Here is a 19,768-nt window from a genome sequence, read left to right as displayed (position 1 = left end):
TAATACTTTATTTTCTTTCCCAATAGAATACCCTAGCTCTGAATCATAGGTAATGATTATAAAGGATGTCAATTTAACTATTTCACAAATATCGTAAGGGAGACCATAATAGAAGAAAATGGAAAGGCGATGATCGCTTATGGGGAAATCATTCGAAGCGCTGCTACCGGAACATGAGGCATTTATCGCGAAGCAGCACATCTTCTTTGTGGGGTCAGCACCACTGTCGGAGGAAGGGCACGTTAATCTTTCTCCGAAGGGTCATGATGTGCTGCGTATTTTATCAGTGAATGAAGTGGCATATCTGGACTTAACCGGAAGCGGTAATGAGACAAGTGCGCATCTTGAGGAAAATGGACGAATTACATTGATGTTCACTGCTGTGGAAGGACCTCCTATGATTCTGCGCCTGTACGGAAAGGGGCATGTTGTTTTGCCAGGGACCCCGGAGTGGGAGAAGCTATCTCCGCGTTTTACTCTGCTGCCTGGAGCTCGGCAAATCTTCGTCGTCCATGTTCATGAGGTCAAAACATCATGCGGCTACAGTATTCCCTTTTATACCTATGAAGGAGAGCGGAACACCCTGCAGAACTGGGCGACGAAACAAGGCGAGCAAGGGTTGATTGACTATAGGCAAGAAAAAAACGTGACAAGCATGGACGGACTGCTGACGACCATCGGTCAAAAATTATCCACAAACACTGTGTAAGATCGCACTGTCCTAAGGCCATGAAAAAAAGCTGGTTTTTCCTATGCAAGGAATTACCAGCTTCTGTGTTTTGGATAAGGCGTGGCCGTAATACATTTGGGTTATTCAATTATCGTTCTGCTGCAAACCTGCCATTTAGTTGAGCGAAGGGCCACCACGCGATCAATGTCATTTAGTTTAGTTCAAAGACAAGAACAGGAATAAAAATGAAATCTGAAATGGCATGGGAAAAGTCCTGTGCCGTTTGTTTTTTTTGTGAAATCAATGTCATTTAGTTTAGTTCAAAGACAAGAACAGGAATAAAAATGAAATCTGAAATGGCATGGGAAAAGTCCTGTGCCGTTTGTTTTTTTTGTGAAAGCAAAGAAAAAGCGCACAGCAAACAAAGCGGATGGAGTGTCCGCTTTAAAAAATGTTAAGGTGAAACGAATTATGCTACTCTATAGACGAAGCTCACGACTGATTTCCAACGGATTTTGCGCGTATTCTGCTGCCCTTTGCGAACGGGTCGAATCGGCGTAAAAAATGTTAAGGTGAAACGAATTATGCTACTCTATAGACGAAGCTCACGACTGATTTCCAACGGATTTTGCGCGTATTCTGCTGCCCTTTGCGAACGGGTCGAATCGGCAAAATGTTTTTGCGAATCAGTGCTTCAACATTAGGCAGGGGTTCATCACCTCTTGAGCGCAGGAAATGTCTACAAACGTGAACGGCGACCGTGAAGTTAACTTGGTATTGGTGCCGTTTATCCATTTGGGAAATGACGACGTGCGAGGTCATCATTTCAGCGAAATTGTACATAATCATTCTTGCAAAAATCTCTTGGATGATGGACTCTCGTCTCTTCGCGTGAAAACTCGTCAGACCGACAGTGTATTTTAATGCTCTAAAAGAGGTTTCAATGCCCCAGCGCATGTTATAAATGGACTTGAGTTCCTCGGGTGGGAAATCATCGGCAGAAAGATTCGTAATGACGGTTTCATAAGTTCCACTCGGCAGGACGAAACGAACAACCCGAAAGGAAATCGGGTGAAAAAAGTTCTCATGCAAATCTAAAAAATCAAAGGTAGACGAGGAAGGGACGTACTTGTAAATCTCGGGATGAGCCTTGACCGCTTTTGTTTGTTTTTTGGTGAGTGTCAGATGAATGTTTTGATCAAATTCTCCGCCAGAGGGCAAACACAAGCCCGAAAGAATACCACTYGAATCCAAATCCTTTACCCGTATGACATAGTTCCATCCTTTGCGTTCAATATGCGCGAAATTGTTGTAACTTTCATAACCTCGATCGGCAATAACTATGGTTTTGCCCTTGATAGGGGAACGGTCGACCATAGCAGCCAGCGCCCTTCCCTCGTTACGCAACCTTCGCGGCTGAACATTGGCATCTACGTACAGTCTGTTGCAGAGGTCATAGGCTGCGTTCAAATGCAGAAGGTTATACCCTTTCGTGTTGGGTTGGCTTTGAAAGTAGGTTTCTGTGTCCGCAGGGTCCGTTGCGATATGCAAATCCGAACCGTCAATGGCAATTAATCGATACCCTCGGTAGTCCTTGATATCCGTATGCGATTGCGTAAATTTGTGAAACAAGGATTCCACAGCAGACGGCAGGATTTTATTTCTCTGCTGGACAAAAGCAGAAGTGGTTGCGGTATTTACGTCATAGCCTTGTGATTCCAAGATTTCCTTGTATAAGCTGTTGCCACCCATGGAGATCAGGAACTGCATGACCGTTTCAAAGGGAAGCTTTTTCTTTCGGGTAAAATCTTTTTCAGGGTTTTTGACATAAGGTGCTGGTGCGGCTGACATTTCTCGTATAAGGGATGTCAGCGTTTGTTTTAGCGAATTTGCGTACTCATTCATTGGCGTAACCTCCTCGTTTTTCAAGGGGCTTCGCCACACATTCACACCTACTTGTCAAGTCTTATTTCTCTTTTTCGTACAAAAAAAAGAGCGGGCTATCTTTTTCGATAACCTGCTCTTTTTCTTGATATTTGGACCTGCACCTTAACTAAATGACATTGTTATTTCTCTTTTTCGTACAAAAAAAAGAGCGGGCTATCTTTTTCGATAACCTGCTCTTTTTCTTGATATTTGGACCTGCACCTTAACTAAATGACATTGCCCGCAAGGGACGGCTTATTCTTCAGTTTGCTAATAAGGCTTGCGGAGCAGTCGTCACCGAATTCTCAAGCGTCAGCTTGCCTTCACGGGTCAGCACGGACAGGAATGCTTTTACAGCTGCCGGATCAAATTGCGTTCCGCTGTATTTTACCAACTCTTCGGCTGCGGTATCTGCAGATAATTTTTGGCGGTAAGAACGATTGGTCGTCATGGCATCGAATGCATCTGCCACTCCGATAATACGTGCACCCAGCGGAATGACATCTCCCCTGAGCCCCTTTGGATAGCCTTTGCCGTCAGGCCGTTCATGGTGATAACGGACCATATCCGCGATTCCCAAATCCTGAAGCCGCTTCATGTCTTTGACGATCTGATAGCCTGCTTCGGAATGTTGTTTCATGATGTCATACTCTTCCTCCGACAGCCTGCTCTCTTTGTGCAAAATACGGTCAGGCGTGCCGATTTTCCCGATATCATGAATGAGTCCGGCCAAATATACCGAATCCGTTACCCTTGCAGACAATCTCATTTCCTTAGCCATGCTGCGCGCATACTCCGCTACATTATTGGAATGGAATGCCGTGTAATGATCGCGTGCATCGATCGTTTTGGCTAAGGATAGCATCGTGCTCATAAGCGTATCCTCCTGGACGGTTTTCTCATTATAATTGCGTTCAGACACCCACACTACTCTTCTGACAACTAAGATAAGAACAGCATAAGCCGCAATAACCGCAAGCAATTCGGGATTAAATGACTTCAGCAATAATACCGGTCCTAGCAGCGCTGAGCTTAATATCGTAAGCAGTGGATAAGATATTCGCAGCATTGCCAAAAAAACGACCGGAAAAGCATAAAGTACAAGCAGCATATCCGAATCAAAATAGAATTGCAGTGCAATGGCAGCACTTGCGGTCAGAAAGAAGAGGCTCCAAAATATACGGCCATACTTCTTAAAATGAACCGGGCAAAAATGATCCTCGTCTTTACATCGCGTCCATTCGTCCTTCATAGGAGACTCTCCCTTCCTAGTAATTAAAAAATTTTAGCTATGCTACCAAATAAAGCACACAAAAAACAGCATGTAAAATTTTGTCGTTTTCTTCTATACCTCGACGGGCCTCCAGCTTTTGCCATTGAGTCGAGCTTCAATTTGCACGCAACTAAATATATTTTGTGAATTAACTTTATTATTTTCCGAAACTTATCGAAAGTACTTGACTAAAAGATAACACTGCGGTATTTTTTAAACAAAGTATACAACAAAGAAACTCCATGAGATATACTCCCTCACTTACAAATTTCACTTCTATGCGGTGGATTCGACATCATTCGTCAAACAATCCCACAACTCACACCTATCGTTTGACATACTTTTTTAACGAAATCATATATTCTTGTTTTGTTCTTGTGCAATTAATACTTACATATTCTAATATTTTTATAAAGAAAGAGGAGATTGATGATGCTGATTAAGAAAAAAACGGACATTACATTTATTCTGGAAAATTTTAACTCCTTAGCTCAATGGGATGCAGAAGGGGAGAAGTTTTACCTTGTGTTTAACGATCGCAAACGCGGAGGCCAATGGACTTTTATGAGCTACGCCGAGAACCGTTTTAGCGTACATGGGCTTGGTGATGACTACAAGGACGAAACAGAACATTTTTTCGAGGATCACAATGAAATCCTCTCGTTTCTATGGGAAAATCGAGCCGCTTTCAATGCTGCATTAAAGCCTACCACGATGTGCAGCTGAACGCCTGGATACAATAAAATTTAAATTTATTTATTATGATTATATATTTTCGGTAAAAATAAAAAACACACCAATACTCGCGTGTGTTTTTTGCTGTCTCTATATGATCGGTGGTTACTGCTCTCAGGAGTAAATCACCTTATAGCTCAATCTCTGCTGCAGCATCTCTACTAACTCCTCCGTAGTGTCCCAAACAAATGGCCGAATGGGATGAGATTGGACGAACAACTCATCCGCTGTGCTGCGGTTTACCGTCCAAATAACAGGGATATTTTTTCCGAGAGCGTAACCTGCTGCTAAATAAACGTCAGGCGAAGGTTTAGTTAAATCCGCAATAATAAGCTTACAATCTGAAATTAGCTCAATCGAATGATTTTCACGACTGCCCATTTCCGATTGATGAAACAAACGCGGCAAATACCCGCACTGCTCTATTTTTGGAAATACGCTCTCCGACCATTCGGTACGAGTGTCAGCGCAGTCTGAAAGCAAAACGAAGCATGACTTTAACTTTCTTCCTCCGGCTCTTGCAGCCGCTTCGCTCCACCCTTTCTCCGTCAGCATAAAGGTCATTCCTTCCCTTATGATTAACCGCTCCTCTTTTAGCTTCTCAATAATATAAACAAGCTCCTGCAAATTTGGAGAATAGGTTATATTATAGCTCTGAGACAACGGATGAATAACGACGGGATCGTCCGGCCCTTCGGAATGTCTATATAAGTACTGCAGAAGTCGGCCTTCTTTCTCCTCAATTGTCACCGGAATGTTCGGAGAATTTTCTATCGCGGCTAAATCTCCGATCGACAGCATTACAGCTTCACCACAATCGGACTGTTCCCGGATATAAGCTGATATGATAGGAAATCGTTTGCTTTTGATTTGATAAGAGAATGCGTTAATTGTATTGTAACTATCTCTCAACAGACTGTAAGAGCCGCCAGGTGCGCAATAACAGCCTAAATAATGATCATGCATACCTTTTTCTTCTATTTGCACGATCTCAGAACAGAACAAACACCGTTTCTTTTCCATTCTCGTAAATCACCCCTATAAGCTTATCATTCGCACATCTTATCGGAAATTAGGGGTTTTGTGTGATTAATATTTTTTAATCCGGCATGGTAATTTTTTCTTAAGCGTCATTTTCTCTTCAATGAGCTGATTTTCATTTTCTAGTTCTAGAATGGTCTTGTATAATAAATCGTTTTCCCCGTACTGTAAATCGATTTCACGATAAATGTCACTTAGCGGCGGCGGAGCCTGATTCCGTAACTGCGTTTCCAAGTAATAGCCGCCCTCCCTCCTTCTTGACGCGATCTTATTCCTCGATCGGGATGGAGAAGGTTGGCTTATATAATTAAAATGCATCATCATTTTGAGAATTAAAGCTGAAATTAGCATTACGGTTCCTGATTTCCAAGAATCCGTTAATCCCATGACAAGAACCGAGAAGATGATGGCTGGAAAAATAAAAAGGAGTGTAAAAATCGCTATAAAAAGCTTTATAACTAATCTCCCTATATCCTTCATTATTTTGCTCCTTTAAAAATAATTCATCTCCATTCATGATATGCTGCAACAGGTTATCCTTATTTTATTTAAAGATTAACGGATCGTTGATTCGATTTACAGCTAAAATTATTCCAATCAATCGGATAAACATATACCATGTCCTTTTCTCCAAGAAGCAAAAAAGTGATAAAATAGATGAAGAAAAACAGAAAGGCGGAAATTACATGATACATACATTCATTATCGAACCAAACACGTATACATCCTTCGAGAATGAAGCGGAGCAAATAGAAAAATGTAAGGAATGGGGCTTATTGTCCGAGAAAGCTTCCAAAACAAAAGCGTTTTTCTATAAAGGCAGCGGCACAAATCTAGCATGCAGCATTGTCGGCTATGTCGATCGGATGACAGCGGTTATCTCATTCGACAACGAACAAAAACATTGTATCCACCCCTCATACCTGAAGGAAATGCAAGCTTCGAATTACAGCCAGAAGAGCTCAGCTGCTGCAGAAGAGTCGTCCATTTTAGAAACGATGAGTGTTGAGGCAGAACAACCATTAACGCAGGTTTTGGAGCAAAAGCCGGCTGTTGAGAGCGCACTGCCTGCCGAGGATAACTTGCCTAAAGAGCCTGAGGCAGAACCGCCGACAAAAGCCAAAACCAAAAAAGAAAAAGCACCAAAGCTTCAGCTTCCTGAAGAAAAGGTCAAAATGATCGCTACTGTCAAAGATTTTACTACTGTACCGAACAATTTTTCCGATACGGAGGATGAAGTGGTCATCTACGAAGCGGTTGCCATAGCAGACCCGGCCACCGATATCGGCGCAGCCTGGTCCAGCCACAGCGCCACGCTTAAAAAATTGGAGTTAGAAATAGGGGACACCATTCATTTCGAAGGTAAAGTAATAGCTAAGAAGCTCACGAAGCACCCTATTCCTTACAAAATCAATAATCCTGCAAAAATTCAAAAAGAAAAATCCGAATAGCAATCCGTCAACAGGAAGAGGCTGCTGCTTTAAACCTTCGTTAGGTTTAAAACAGCAGCCTCTTATTTTTTTAAAATCAACCTGTATGTTTATTAACGAATGCGGTAGCTAAGATCATTCCAACGCAGCTCATTGCGAATGCCGCGGACTGTCGATTTTTGATCGATGACGACCGTTTCAATGCCAACCAGGTCAGCCCAATCCACAAGCTGCTCCGTCGTAACCACATAAGAAAATACGGTATGGTGTGCGCCGCCAGCATAGATCCAGCTCTCCGCTGCATCACGAAGCGATGGCTGCGGCTTCCACAATACACGTGCTACAGGAAGCTTCGGCATTTCGTGCATCGGCTTTACGGCATCTACCTGGTTAATGATCAGGCGGAAACGGTTGCCCAGATCGACTAGCGATGCATTCAGTGCTGCGCCGGAACGTCCGTCGAATACGATACGCGCTGGATCCGCTTTGCCGCCGATACCTAGCGGATGAACTTCGATTTTCGGACGGCTATCCGCAATCGTAGGACACACTTCAAGCATATGTGAACCTAGTACAAGCTCGTTGCCTTCCTCCAGATGATAAGTGTAATCCTCCATGAAGGAAGTACCTTTATTGTTTGCAATCAGCTTCATCAAACGAGTAAGCGCAGAGGTTTTCCAGTCACCCTCGCCGCCAAAGCCGTAGCCTTGCTCTATTAAACGTTGAACAGCCAAACCTGGAAGCTGCTTCATGCCATGCAAATCTTCGAAAGAAGTTGTAAATGCGGAGAAACCGCCCTCTTGCAGAAAAGCTTTAAGGCCCAGCTCAATGCGGGCTTGCTCGCCGATCGAAGCCCAAGCTGCTGCATTTCCGCGTGTCGCTGATGAAATGTCGTACTGATCACTGTACTCTTCCAGAAGCTGCTTCACTTCTGCATCCGAAACCTCATTTCCCGGATAAATTTCAAATCGGTCATGAAATTTGCTCCAAACGATACGTATAGCCGCAAAAGGAGCAGCGAAACAGGACGCTTTTGTCACCTATCGTAATGTTCAGCCTGTCATCATCCTCGACTTCAATATACTCTCTTCCATGCTCGTCCCGGTCTCCCGTTGCAAACATTGACGTCTTATTCCCGCACTCGCACTCAAAGTTCATCATTTTAAAGTTGCTCCTCTATTTTTATTGATTGTTTACTCAATGATCATAATCAAACAAATGACTGCCATCCCTGATACGAAAACAGCTTAAAGGCAGCAGTTGCCCCTTCACTCTTCATGTCTGCCATGAGCGCCTCCGCTGATCGATTCTGCTCCGGGACAGTCGCCGTTAAAACTGCAAGCAGCATCAAGCTTAAAATTAGCGAAATAACCCACCCGTTCCTTTGCTTACGAATAAATACCAGTCTCCATTACCCTCGGTTACATTGCTTCATTGTGTCAGCTTCGATATAATTATCGATGACATTATTATATTACAAAAACAAGGTCAAGGAAGGGTAACGATTAATATGTACATAGCTGATAAATGGATGGATTATGAGGTCATAGATACAGGGGACGGGGATAAGCTCGAGCGCTGGGGCAATTACACGCTTCGCCGGCCTGACCCGCAAATTATTTGGCCGATTGTAAATGAAACAGGACTTTGGAAAAAAGCGGACGGTCACTATCACAGGAGCAACTCCGGCGGCGGTCAATGGTCAATGAGCCCGTCCCTTCCCGAACGCTGGACGATATCTTACGGAGAGCTTAACTTTCACATCAAGCCGACCAATTTCAAGCATACCGGCTTATTTCCTGAGCAAGCGGTGAACTGGAGCTGGATGATGGACAAAATCAGATCAGCTGGACGACCGATCCGCGTCTTGAATCTATTCGCTTATTCCGGGGGCGCAACAGTAGCCTCTGCCGCTGCAGGCGCTGAAGTGTGCCACGTGGACGCAGCCAAGGGCATGGTCCAATGGGCCAGGGAGAATGCCCAGCTGTCCGGACTGGAGTCCGCACCCATCCGCTACATTACGGATGATGTATTTAAATTCGTTCAACGCGAGCAGCGCCGGGGCAAGCAATATGACGCGATCATTATGGACCCTCCTTCCTATGGACGCGGACCGAACGGCGAAACGTGGAAGCTGGAAGAAAATTTGTTTCCGTTTCTTCAATCCTGCACCTCTATTTTGTCCGACAATCCGTTGTTCCTGCTAATAAACTCTTATACGACCGGGCTATCGCCTTCCGTTCTGCACAACCTGCTGCATATGACGATGAATGCCAAATACGGCGGTGAGATCCATTGCGGGGAAATCGGTTTGCCGATTAGTAAATCCGGCCTTAATTTGCCTTGCGGTATATTGGGTCGTTGGGAGTCTAAGTAATGCCGATCACCGTTTTATATGAGGATAATCACCTACTGGCTGTCGTGAAGCCGCCTGGCATTTTGTCGCAAGAGGATGATACAGGCGATGCTGACATCCTGACGCTGCTAAAGCAGGATTTAAAGGAACGGCATAATAAACCTGGAAACGTATTTCTCGGCCTCGTTCACCGTCTTGACCGTATGGTTGGCGGCGTTATGATTTTTGCCAAAACTTCGAAAGCTGCCTCCAGATTATCCGAATCGGTGCGTAACCGCCAATTTGGCAAGACTTATGTCTGTGTTGTGCAAGGCAGCCCAAGCAAGCCGAAAGCCCGTTTAACGCATTATATCCTCAAGGATAATAAGCATAATCAGGTTACCGTCTATAACAAGCCAACGATTGAAGCAAAAGAAGCCATTTTGGAATACGAGGTTGCAGTCATGTCCGGGCGTTATTCGCTGATCGCGGTTAAGCTGCATACGGGAAGACCTCATCAAATTCGGGCACAGCTCGCGCATATCGGCTGTCCGCTAGTAGGTGATCTTAAATATGGTGCAAAGCCAGCAGGCGGTATCACCGATATCGCGTTATGGTCGACTTCGGTTTCAGCTCCTCATCCGGTAACGAAGGAATGGATCAGCTTCCGGTCGATACCAAGCGGCTCTGATGCCTGGACCTGGTGGTCCGGCGAGCAGCTTGAAGCCGCCTCCAACATGCTGAGCAATACGTAACAAGGAAGGACAAAGACATATGCGCCGAAAACGGCATCTTAAATTTCAAGCCGTTCTATTAGTACTTTGTTTTTTCGGTTTACTTTTTATTTTTTTGATGCCCTCTATTTTTGATAGGGCGTCAGCGCCACCTGATTCTTACCTTCCAGAGACAGCCGGGACTACGCCGGATGAACAGGCAGCGATCACGCCATCACCATCACCTGCCGCCACCAAACCGCCTGTGCCTCCAAAGCCTGTATTTGCCGACGCGGTATGGATGGCTGTAGGCGATGTCATGATGCATACGCCGCAGCTGCCCGGCGCTTTTGACAAAAGGACGAACCGCTACAACTTCAATCCTTTTTTTGCAGAGGTTAAGCCTATTTTAGCGCAAGGGGACTGGGTCATCGCTAACCTGGAGACGCCTATTGCCGGCGCGGAGTACGGCTTTGACGGCTATCCGCGGTTCAACGCGCCAATCGAGCTCGGGGAAGCGCTAAAGAAGGCTGGATTTAATCTGATAACAACTGCCAACAATCATTCGCTGGATCAAGGTGAAACAGGAGTGCTGCGCACGCTTAAAAACCTGAGGGCGCTTAATATTCCGACTAAAGGAACAGCTGCATCCCAAGAGGAAGCGGAGCACATCGTTTTATCGGAGAAAGCCGGCATCGTCATGGGATTGCTTGCATACACTTATGGAACGAACGGTATTCCGATTCCTGAAGGCAAGCCCTATCTGGTTTCGCTAATCGATGAACAGAAAATAAAAGCGGATATTTCAAAGCTTCGTAAAGCGGGAGCCGATTTCATTACGGTATCCCTTCATTTCGGTACCGAATATCAAATTACGCCAAATGATGAACAGAAGCGTCTTGCAAGAGCGCTTATAGCAGCAGGAGCGGATATTATTGCCGGCTCGCATCCACATGTTGTTCAGCCGTATGAGGTCGTCGAAACAACTGATGAGAATGGCCATGTTAAAAAAGGACTTATTATTTATTCAATGGGTAATTTTATTTCTAATCAGCGGGGCGATACGAAGGATTGCGGGGTTATTTTTAAAGTAAATGTGCGTAAAAACATGACGGACGGCACCGTTGACCTAACCGAAATTGAAACGATTCCGACATGGGTTCACCGATACAAGCCAGATCGTTCCTACCGCTATCGCATACTGCCTATCGAAGATACGATAACTGCTTCAAATGACAGCTTGCTAAAGAAAGCCGACTACGATTTGCTTCAAAAAAATTACGATTTGCTGCGCAATCGGCTCGATTCCATGAATTAAACGGCGTCTCCTGCAGCACTTACAAGTTTGCTACCTTGCCTAATAAGTAAACCAGCAGCTGCTGGTTATGAGAGGAAATGCGGTCCAGCGATTGTTCGATCATTTCGGTCCGAATCGTTGAACCGCGCTCCGCTTCCGCTTTGCCCTTCTCCGATACAGAAACCCAAACAATTCTTCGATCATTATCGTCCCTCGTGCGTTCAATAAGCTCGTTTCTTTCCATCCGATCAAGCAGCGTCGTAATCGCAGCAGGAGTAGTAGCCAAATACTGAAGCAAATCCGATGGCTTCATTGGCTGATGCTGCAGCAGCAGCTCGAGCACATTTAGCTGCCCTTCCGTCAAAGGAGCCAGCGACTGTTCCAAGTTATTTTTCCAATCCCGCGAAAGCCTCGTCCATAATCGGGTAAATTCTCCAGATACCATAGCTCACACCAGCCCTCTGTCAATTTCCACCTATTTGATATTTATTATAGCAGTCTTAATTGTCGAATAAAAGATTAACCCAATTAATAATTTGCGATACTAATCGATACAATAATGAACATTATGACAGGGTTAGACATACAATGAGGCGAAGGCCCAGCGCCATCTCTGTTTTTTCTTAATGAGTAAGGAGCGTGAACCCAGTGGAAGAAAGAAAAGCTTTAATTATTCAAAAAATTAAAAACTACGGTATTCTAAAAGACCCACAATGGCTGGACCGCCCGGATGAGCTGGTACCGTTGTGGGTCATGCTTGAAGCTATTTTAGAAGTGATTGAACGGTTTGATCCGCCTAATCGCCCTTTTGATTAACATCTGACAGAGAGCGTGCAAGCGTGTTCGTGATGACATCATTTTTCTCTACCGGGAACACCAGCTTGCCTACCGCTTTACGCTCTTCGATTGGCGCTTTATCCGATACAGCGGCCAGCTTCGCTCCAGAAGCTGTGACCGCAACGATTTCTTTCGCTTCCTTGCAATAATAAGCTCCGACCAGCGAAGCGCCGTTTGGACGCACTCGCTTGCCTTCTTTGAACTCAAACGTTTGAACGCCCTTGCCGCCTCTGCCCTGAATCGGATAATCGAGCAGAAGTGAACGCTTTGCGAATCCAATATCGGTAATGACGAGTACTTCGCCTTCATCCTCAGCAACCCATTCCGCGGCGATAATCTCGTCTCCATCCTTAAGCTGTATGCCTCTTACGCCCGTTGCCACTCTTCCCATCGGATTAACCTCAGTCTCCGTAAACCGTATACTCATGCCTTGCTTCGTGATGAGCATGATTTGCTTCGAACTGTCGCTAAGCACTACACGGATGACCTCATCGCCATCGGAAACTTTGCAAGCTGCGACAGCGGTTGACCTCGTCGTTGCATATTCCTTAAGCTCGGTCCGTTTAACTTGGCCTCGTTTGGTTACGAAGACAAGCGAGGCGGTCGAGGCTAATATATCTTTAATCGGAATGACGCTTACGATCGAATCATCCTTCGGAATCGGAACGACGTTAACGATAGCGGTTCCCGTATCCTTCCATTTGAACTCCGGTATTTGGTGAACCGGCAATAAATAATATTGGCCCTTCCGCGTAAACAGAAGCAAATTGTCAATCGTATTGACCTCAAACAGCCCCCGCACGAAATCGCCTTCCTTGACTCCCGCGTTTTGCAGCTCTCCGCCTGATCTCGTGAACGACAGCATGCTCGTCCGTTTCACGTAGCCTTCATGGCTTAGCGTTACAAGAACATCCTCCGGCGTAACCAGCACTTCGAGGTTAACCTTCAGCTCCTCAATTTCACCGACAAGATCAGACCGGCGGTCAATTCCATATTTCGTCCGGATTTCCAGCAGCTCATCCTTTATGACGCCAATCAGCTTCTTATCGCTGGCCAAGATCGATTTCAAGTAAGCGATTTTTTTCAACGCTTCCTTAAGCTCTTTCTCAAGCGTAGTAATCTCCAGATTCGTTAAGCGATAGAGCTGTAACGTGAGAATTGCGTCCGCTTGACGGGCTGTAAAGCTGTACTTAGCGATCAGATTATCCTGCGCATCCGCACGGTTCTTGGATGCTTTGATCGTTGCGATGACTTCGTCCAAAATATTAAGCGCCTTAACCAGGCCCTCCACCACATGAGCCCGATCCTCTGCCTTCTCAAGATCGTATTTCGTCCGGAACGTAACGACTTCCTTCTGATGCTCGATATAAGCGGATAAAATTTGCTTTAATCCAAGCTGCATAGGTGTTTTGTTCACAATCGCGACCATATTAAAACTATAAGCGACTTGCAGATCCGTCTTCTTGAAAAAATAAGCTAAAATCCCTTGTGCATCCGCGTCCTTCTTGAATTCCACCACGATACGAAGTCCGTTGCGTCCGCTCTCATCGCGAACTTCAGCGATACCCTCGACCTTTTTCTCTAGTCGAATGTTTTCCATAGCGGTAACCAGACGCGATTTCACGACCTGATAAGGAATTTCTGTAATGACAAGCTGCTGCTTGCCGCCACGCATCTCCTCGATGGCTGTTTTTGCGCGTAAATAGATACGGCCTTTTCCGGTGGCGTAAGCATCCCGAATGCCTTCCTCGCCCATGATAATGCCTCCGGTCGGAAAATCGGGGCCTTTTACGAAGGTCATAAGCTCCTCAAGCGTAAGCTCAGGGCTTCCCATAAGTGCAATACATGCGTCAATGACCTCGCGCAGGTTATGGGGCGGAATTTCCGTGGCGAAGCCGGCAGAGATCCCGCTCGTTCCGTTTACGAGCAAATTGGGGTACCGCGACGGCAGCACCACAGGCTCCTTCGTCGTATTATCGAAATTATCTTTAAATTGTACGGTTCGCTTCTCGATATCTCTAAGCAGCTCCATCGCGATCGGAGACAAGCGTGCTTCCGTATAACGCATCGCTGCTGCAGGATCATCATCCTGTGAGCCCCAGTTGCCGTGACCGTCCACGAGCGGGTGCCCCATCTTCCACGGCTGCGCCATCCGCACCATGCCTTCATAGATGGATGAATCGCCATGGGGATGATAGTTACCCATTACGTCGCCGACCGTTTTGGCCGATTTACGGTATTGCTTGTCCGGCGTATTACCCGAATCATACATCGCATATAGAATACGACGCTGCACCGGCTTTAAGCCGTCACGAACGTCAGGAATCGCGCGGTCCTGAATTATATACTTTGAATAGCGTCCGAAGCGGTCTCCTACAACCTCCTCCAAAAACGCCGGTAAAAATTGTTCCAGCATACTCATGCAGAAATCCCCCTATTCCTCATATTCCATAAAGTCGACATTCTCGACAATCCAGCGTTTGCGCGGATCAACCTTATCTCCCATAAGCGTCGATACTCTGCGCTCCGCTTTTGCCGCATCCTCGATTTGCACTTGTAAAAGCGTCCGTTTCTCCGGATCCATCGTCGTTTCCCATAGCTGATCGGGATTCATCTCTCCCAGACCTTTATATCGCTGCAGCTCATAGTTCTTGCCATATTCCTTCAAATAATTTTGCAGCTGCTCGTCCGTCCAAGCATAACGAATCGTTTCCAGCTTACCTGATTTACGAGTAATTTTATACAATGGCGGCTGTGCGATATATACGCGTCCCAAGTCGATTAACGGCTTCATATAACGATAGAAAAAAGTAAGGAGCAGCACTTGAATATGGGCGCCGTCTGTATCCGCATCCGTCATAATGATAATTTTATTATAGTTGCATTCCTCGGCTGCGAACTCCGAGCCGACGCCCGCACCGATTGCCGAAATAATCGCTTTATACTCGTCGTTTTTCAAAATATCAATAAGCTTTGCTTTCTCCGGATTCATCGGCTTGCCCTTAAGCGGCAGCAGCGCCTGTATTTTTGAATCACGGCCTTGCTTTGCGGAGCCTCCTGCGGAATCCCCTTCCACAATGAACAGCTCCGTGCGCGTAACGTCTTTAGACTGCGCCGGGGTTAACTTGCCATTAAGATTGGAGCTCTCGCTTTTTTTCTTGCCGCTGCGTATTTCTTCACGGGCTTTGCGCGCGGCTTCACGCGCTTTCGATGCCTGAAGCGATTTCTTTAACAGCATTTGCGCGATTTGGGGGTTTTCCTCCAGAAATACCTGCATCTTCTCGGAAACGATCGCATCTACCGCGCTCCGGGCCGATGAGCTGCCGAGCTGGTCCTTCGTCTGGCCGACGAATTCCACCTCGGACATCTTAATATTAATGACGACCATCATCCCTTCGCGCAAATCATTGCCCTCAAGGTTTTTGTCTTTATCCTTCAGCATAGCCGCTTTGCGGGCATAGTCATTCATCACGCGCGTATAAGCGGTTTTAAAACCGGTTTCATGCGTACCGCCGCCTCGCGTCGGGATCGAGTTAACGAAGGAGGCGATCGTCTCAGTGTAACCGTCGTTATACTGCAAAGCCACCTCTACCTCAATTTCATCCCGTTCGCTTGCAAAGTGAATCACGTCATGCAGCACTGTCTTATTCTCGTTCAAAAATTGAACAAATTGGCGCGCTCCGCCTTCATAGTGAAACATATCCTGCTTGCCGCTGCGGTCGTCTTTAATCGATACCTTAAGACCGGAGTTCAGAAACGCGATCTCCTGCAAGCGTTCGGCAAGCGTATCGTAGTTAAGAGTTGTTCCATTCTGAAACACGCGGCCGTCGGGCTTGAACGTAACCTTTGTGCCTGTCCGATTTGTTGTCCCAATGATCTCTAATCCGCGTACCGGCTCCCCGACATGCTCCCGGCCAGCCTCATCCACCCAGTATTCAAAGCGCTGTCTATGAATTTTGCCGTCACGGAAAATCTCAACCTCCAGCCATTCCGATAAGGCATTCGTAACCGAAGCGCCTACGCCGTGCAAGCCGCCGGATTTTTTATAGCCCCCGCCGCCAAACTTGCCGCCCGCATGCAATATGGTAAAAACAACTTGCGGAGTCGGAATACCGGTCTTATGCATGCCGGTTGGAATTCCCCGCCCGTTATCATGAACAGTTACCGCGCCGTTCTTGTGCAGCGTTACTTCTATTGCCGAACAAAATCTAGCCAAATGCTCATCGACCGCATTATCGACAATTTCCCAAACGAGATGATGCAGTCCTGAACTGCTTGTACTGCCTATGTACATGCCCGGCCTTTTCCTTACTGCAGTTAAGCCCTCAAGCACCTGTATATCATCGGCCTCGTAGTTCCGATCTGCGGCCGCTGTATTTGTGAAGAGATCTGTTTGCTCTGTCATGAGCGTCCCCCAATCTGTAGTCACGTTTCCGTATCTTCAAGCTATTTTAATTCAAGATGTCCTGTTTCGTAAAGACACCAAAGGAGACGACCAGTGCGAACGCCCCCCAAATCACAAGCACCGTAAGGGAAAACGGCAGTGTCATTCCGTCTATAGGAGGCGGCGATCCATCGAGATAGCTGGTGAGTTTTAGATTAACGGCAAATAAATATTTAGCGCCCGTCCAAGTCGATGTCATGCCTGATAAAATCGTTCCTGTAAGGACAGCGGCCATCATCGTTACTATGCTTGCAGCTGTACTGCGAATGAGCACGGACACCATAAAAGCAAGAATCGCAACCGTCATAGCTGAAAACCATGCCAACCCTGCTTGCATCCATATATATTGCCACTGGGGTACGGCATGCGCATGCGTAAAATCAATAGCCGACCCGCTTATTTGGAACCCGGTAAACACGGGCATCGTCCAGCCTTCATACCCAAAAAACAAGCCAGAAATCAAATAACAGAGTATTGCCGTTGTGACAACCGTAAGCGATACGTATAAAACCAGTACAATTAGCTTGCTTAGCAGTACTTTCCACCGTTTAATCGGTCTGGTAAGCAGCATTTTAATCGTGCCCGACGTTCGTTCACTTGATACAATGTCCGATCCCAGCGCTAAGACCAGAAGTGGAATAAATAAGGTAACTGCGTTGTCCAAAAAGCTTCTTGTAAACGTTACACCGTTCGGGGCGTTAGGATTAACATCATGAACCAAATAATATTGAAGCTGCTGTACAGCTGCGCGCCTGCTGCGCTTCCACTCTTCCGGAATACGGTCGCTTGCGAGCGTGTTTTCTAAATCGGTCATTTGCTGAAGCACCTGATTGCGCCAATCCGAAAATTTGGCAGCGTTGTTCTGTGCGACCTTTAGCTCAGCGTAAGTAAAAATAGGAATAAGCGCAAGCAAAATGAGAACAATTACGAAAAATCTTTTTTTCTTCCAAACTTTCAGCATCTCGTTTTGGATGAGCGGCAATAAGCTAACCATATGTTTCACCTTCCGTCAATGTTAGAAATAGCTCCTCCAGCGATGGTCCGATCTGATGGACGGACATGACGCCGATTTGCTGCTCAACAAGCTTCTCTACACTGCCAGGTATTTGATCGGCGGACATCGTTGTAATAATGGCATCCGCCATATTGGCGATCAAGCCTTCATCAAGCTGATGGACATCGCTTCCAATCATTTGAATGGCATGATTGCCAGCTAACACTTGCTTGCCCAATTCCGGATTATCAAGCTGCCAAACCACGTAGCCTCTGGCCTGCTTAATAAGGTCGGATACACTTCCTTCCGCAAGCACTCGTCCGCCGTTAATAATAGCGACACGATCACATAGAAGCTGGATTTCGCTTAATAAATGGCTGGATATAAAAACGCTCATACGCTGGTCCGCAAGCATTCGGACAAATTCACGGAGCTCCTTCATTCCTTTTGGATCAAGCCCGTTCGTCGGTTCATCCAATATGAGCAGCTTCGGCCTGCCAAGCAGCGCTTGCGCGATTCCGAGCCTTTGCCGCATGCCTAGCGAATAAGTCATGACCTTATCATGAATCCGCTCCTCAAGTCTAACGATCGATACGACTTCTCTAATACGGGCCTCATCCGTTCCTTCAAGCATTCGAGCAAAATACTCCAGGTTCTCGTAACCGGTTAAATACGGATAAGCCTCCGGATTTTCAACGATACATCCGACATGCCGCAGAGCCTTCTCCGGCTCCTTTTGTACGTGGTTTCCGCAAATATAAACGTCGCCCGAGGTTGGTTTAATCAGATCGACCAGCATGCGGATTGTCGTCGTTTTGCCGGAGCCGTTGGGACCGAGGAAGCCGAATATTTCTCCTTCATTTACCTCGAAGCTTATGTCGTGTATAATTGTTTTTCCACGAATTTTTTTGTGCAGCCGCTTCACGGATAGAACAGGTCTCACCATCATTTCCTCCTATCTTCGTATTTCGTATCAGATTGGTCAACTCTGCAGCATGCTAAACCGATCTAGTTCAACGAATCCAAAATACGTGATGCCACTCTTTTATAGCCATTATGATTGGGGTGGAAATGATCGTCTGAAAGATAGTCGGCAATTTTCCCTTCAAACAAATCAAAGGTCGGCACCATAATCATATTCGGATAGTTATGCAGCAGCGTATACGCCTTCTCGTTCCATTGCTGTACCTCCAGGCTTCCGCTGCGAAGCTCTTTGATATCATAAAAGGGATTGTATAAGCCGACATATACGATTTTGGCGGAGCTGTTGATTGCATAAAGCTCTTTAATGATCCGCCCGAAGCGCTCTAGAGTTGCAGGAAGCTCTTTCGAGAGTCCTTCCATGCTGTAAGCCGACAGCTTGCGGCCTGCATTCCGGGCACGAGCTGTATGAAATAAATCGTTGCCGCCGATCGTCAGAAGAATTAAATTAGCTTTCTGCAGCGCATATGCAAAGCCTTTATCTCTGTCTAGCCGTTCTGCCAGCTGGTCGGTGCGAAGACCGTTTATCGCTAGATTGTTTAAAATTTTAACCGGCTTGTTCGTTGTTTTACGGAGACCTGCGGCAACTTGCTTTACATACCCGTCTCCGGTATTATCGCCTGTTCCCTTCGTGAGTGAATCGCCAAGGGCGACGACCCGAATTTCCGACGTTTTTTCAAGGGAGCCTGCTTCTGTCCAAACTGCTTTCGGTTCTGCTGCAATCGCAACCTGCCCCCGATAAGGGAAAAGCATATCCTTGACCGTACAGCCGAAGCCAATCAACAATATTGCAGTGGCGCATAGGGAAGCTGCTGCTAAACATCGCCACAATCCATTCGTTTTCACGCTATGACCCGCCTCCTAACCTTGCAGTACAAGCAAACATTATCTAAATAGTTGTTGTTAGCATGTTTTGCAGATAAGTGGGATTTATGTATGCCGCAGTGAAATTCATAAAAAAAAGTGGATGCCCGCACGAGGCATCCACTTTCTTCATGAATGATAAAGTTTGACTTTGCTCCTCATCCTTCGTAAAATGATTAACGATTAATAAGCAATTAAATCCATTTATTGAGGTAGCCAAATGAACGC

18 protein-coding genes and 1 pseudogene are annotated in these 19,768 nt (G+C 46.1%); 7 read left to right on the top strand and 12 right to left on the bottom strand.

Annotated elements, in window-relative coordinates; genetic code table 11:
• Positions 1-139: 139 nt before the first annotated feature.
• Positions 140-709, top strand: coding sequence for a pyridoxamine 5'-phosphate oxidase family protein (locus ASG81_RS19640; protein ID WP_056638033.1), 570 nt, complete (start codon positions 140-142; stop codon positions 707-709).
• A gap of 543 nt (positions 710-1,252) precedes the next feature.
• Here the strand turns inward: ASG81_RS19640 and ASG81_RS19635 are convergent.
• Together ASG81_RS19635 and ASG81_RS19630 are read right to left on the bottom strand one after the other, a co-directional pair.
• Positions 1,253-2,575: an IS4 family transposase gene (locus ASG81_RS19635; protein WP_056638030.1), complete on the bottom strand. Its 1,323-nt coding sequence runs from the start codon at positions 2,573-2,575 to the stop codon at positions 1,253-1,255.
• 283 nt (positions 2,576-2,858) lie between these two features.
• Positions 2,859-3,848, bottom strand: a complete 990-nt coding sequence (locus ASG81_RS19630; RefSeq protein ID WP_056638027.1) for an HD-GYP domain-containing protein — start codon at positions 3,846-3,848, stop codon at positions 2,859-2,861.
• Positions 3,849-4,298: 450 nt separating this feature from the next.
• Between ASG81_RS19630 and ASG81_RS19625 the strand changes: the two genes are divergently transcribed.
• Entirely contained in the window at positions 4,299-4,595 is a 297-nt protein-coding gene (locus ASG81_RS19625) for a hypothetical protein (RefSeq protein WP_155971680.1), read from the top strand.
• A 123-nt stretch (positions 4,596-4,718) separates the two neighbouring features.
• Here the strand turns inward: ASG81_RS19625 and ASG81_RS19620 are convergent, their stop codons facing one another.
• Together ASG81_RS19620 and ASG81_RS32905 are read right to left on the bottom strand one after the other, a co-directional pair.
• Positions 4,719-5,627, bottom strand: a complete 909-nt coding sequence (locus tag ASG81_RS19620; RefSeq protein WP_056638021.1) for a hypothetical protein — start codon at positions 5,625-5,627, stop codon at positions 4,719-4,721.
• Between the two features lie 66 nt (positions 5,628-5,693).
• Positions 5,694-6,125, bottom strand: coding sequence for a hypothetical protein (locus tag ASG81_RS32905; RefSeq protein ID WP_056638018.1), 432 nt, complete (start codon positions 6,123-6,125; stop codon positions 5,694-5,696).
• Positions 6,126-6,331: 206 nt separating this feature from the next.
• Here ASG81_RS32905 and ASG81_RS19610 point away from each other — a divergent pair, with 206 nt between their 5' ends.
• Positions 6,332-7,096 (top strand): hypothetical protein, encoded by a 765-nt coding sequence (locus ASG81_RS19610; RefSeq protein WP_056638015.1) that lies wholly within the window; start codon positions 6,332-6,334, stop codon positions 7,094-7,096.
• 92 nt (positions 7,097-7,188) lie between these two features.
• Here the strand turns inward: ASG81_RS19610 and ASG81_RS19605 are convergent.
• Positions 7,189-8,022, bottom strand: a pseudogene (locus ASG81_RS19605) (L-arabinose isomerase family protein); the annotation flags it as partial.
• A 25-nt stretch (positions 8,023-8,047) separates the two neighbouring features.
• Positions 8,048-8,236 carry a hypothetical protein gene (locus ASG81_RS31080; protein ID WP_155971674.1) on the bottom strand — a complete coding sequence of 63 codons (189 nt, stop codon included), beginning with the start codon at positions 8,234-8,236 and terminating at the stop codon, positions 8,048-8,050.
• A gap of 349 nt (positions 8,237-8,585) precedes the next feature.
• On the opposite strand from ASG81_RS31080, the gene ASG81_RS19600 reads away from it, so the two are divergent.
• From ASG81_RS19600 to ASG81_RS19590, 3 genes are read left to right on the top strand one after another with little or no spacing between them, the layout of a single operon-like run.
• On the top strand, positions 8,586-9,452 hold the full coding sequence (locus tag ASG81_RS19600) for a class I SAM-dependent methyltransferase (protein ID WP_056638012.1): 867 nt from the start codon (positions 8,586-8,588) through the stop codon (positions 9,450-9,452).
• Complete coding sequence (locus ASG81_RS19595; protein WP_056638009.1) at positions 9,452-10,165, top strand: RluA family pseudouridine synthase; 714 nt, start codon at positions 9,452-9,454, stop codon at positions 10,163-10,165. The genes ASG81_RS19600 and ASG81_RS19595 overlap by 1 nt, the downstream gene beginning before the upstream one ends.
• A 19-nt stretch (positions 10,166-10,184) precedes the next feature.
• Positions 10,185-11,441, top strand: a complete 1,257-nt coding sequence (locus ASG81_RS19590; protein ID WP_155971670.1) for a CapA family protein — start codon at positions 10,185-10,187, stop codon at positions 11,439-11,441.
• Between the two features lie 19 nt (positions 11,442-11,460).
• Here ASG81_RS19590 and ASG81_RS19585 read toward each other — a convergent pair whose 3' ends face one another.
• Entirely contained in the window at positions 11,461-11,865 is a 405-nt protein-coding gene (locus tag ASG81_RS19585) for a MarR family winged helix-turn-helix transcriptional regulator (protein WP_056638006.1), read from the bottom strand.
• Positions 11,866-12,068: 203 nt separating this feature from the next.
• On the opposite strand from ASG81_RS19585, the gene ASG81_RS32170 reads away from it, so the two are divergent.
• Positions 12,069-12,236 carry a hypothetical protein gene (locus tag ASG81_RS32170; RefSeq protein WP_200961550.1) on the top strand — a complete coding sequence of 56 codons (168 nt, stop codon included), beginning with the start codon at positions 12,069-12,071 and terminating at the stop codon, positions 12,234-12,236.
• Here ASG81_RS32170 and gyrA read toward each other — a convergent pair.
• The 5 genes from gyrA to ASG81_RS19560 are packed head-to-tail and all read right to left on the bottom strand — an operon-like array spanning position 12,217 to position 19,522.
• Positions 12,217-14,679 (bottom strand): DNA gyrase subunit A, encoded by a 2,463-nt coding sequence (gene gyrA, locus ASG81_RS19580; protein WP_056638003.1) that lies wholly within the window; start codon positions 14,677-14,679, stop codon positions 12,217-12,219. The genes ASG81_RS32170 and gyrA overlap by 20 nt on opposite strands.
• Positions 14,680-14,691: 12 nt before the next feature.
• On the bottom strand, positions 14,692-16,662 hold the full coding sequence (gene parE, locus ASG81_RS19575) for a DNA topoisomerase IV subunit B (protein ID WP_056638000.1): 1,971 nt from the start codon (positions 16,660-16,662) through the stop codon (positions 14,692-14,694).
• A gap of 46 nt (positions 16,663-16,708) precedes the next feature.
• Positions 16,709-17,695, bottom strand: a complete 987-nt coding sequence (locus ASG81_RS19570; RefSeq protein WP_056637997.1) for an ABC transporter permease — start codon at positions 17,693-17,695, stop codon at positions 16,709-16,711.
• Positions 17,688-18,644 carry an ABC transporter ATP-binding protein gene (locus ASG81_RS19565; RefSeq protein ID WP_442952924.1) on the bottom strand — a complete coding sequence of 319 codons (957 nt, stop codon included), beginning with the start codon at positions 18,642-18,644 and terminating at the stop codon, positions 17,688-17,690. The genes ASG81_RS19570 and ASG81_RS19565 overlap by 8 nt, the downstream gene beginning before the upstream one ends.
• Positions 18,645-18,703: 59 nt before the next feature.
• Complete coding sequence (locus ASG81_RS19560) at positions 18,704-19,522, bottom strand: GDSL-type esterase/lipase family protein (RefSeq protein WP_056637991.1); 819 nt, start codon at positions 19,520-19,522, stop codon at positions 18,704-18,706.
• Positions 19,523-19,768 lie beyond the last annotated feature (246 nt).

Source organism: Paenibacillus sp. Soil522 (assembly GCF_001428245.1).
GTDB lineage: Bacteria > Bacillota > Bacilli > Paenibacillales > Paenibacillaceae > Pristimantibacillus.
Note: the sequence above shows the minus strand (reverse complement) of the source record. Positions and strands in the feature narration are given on the sequence as shown.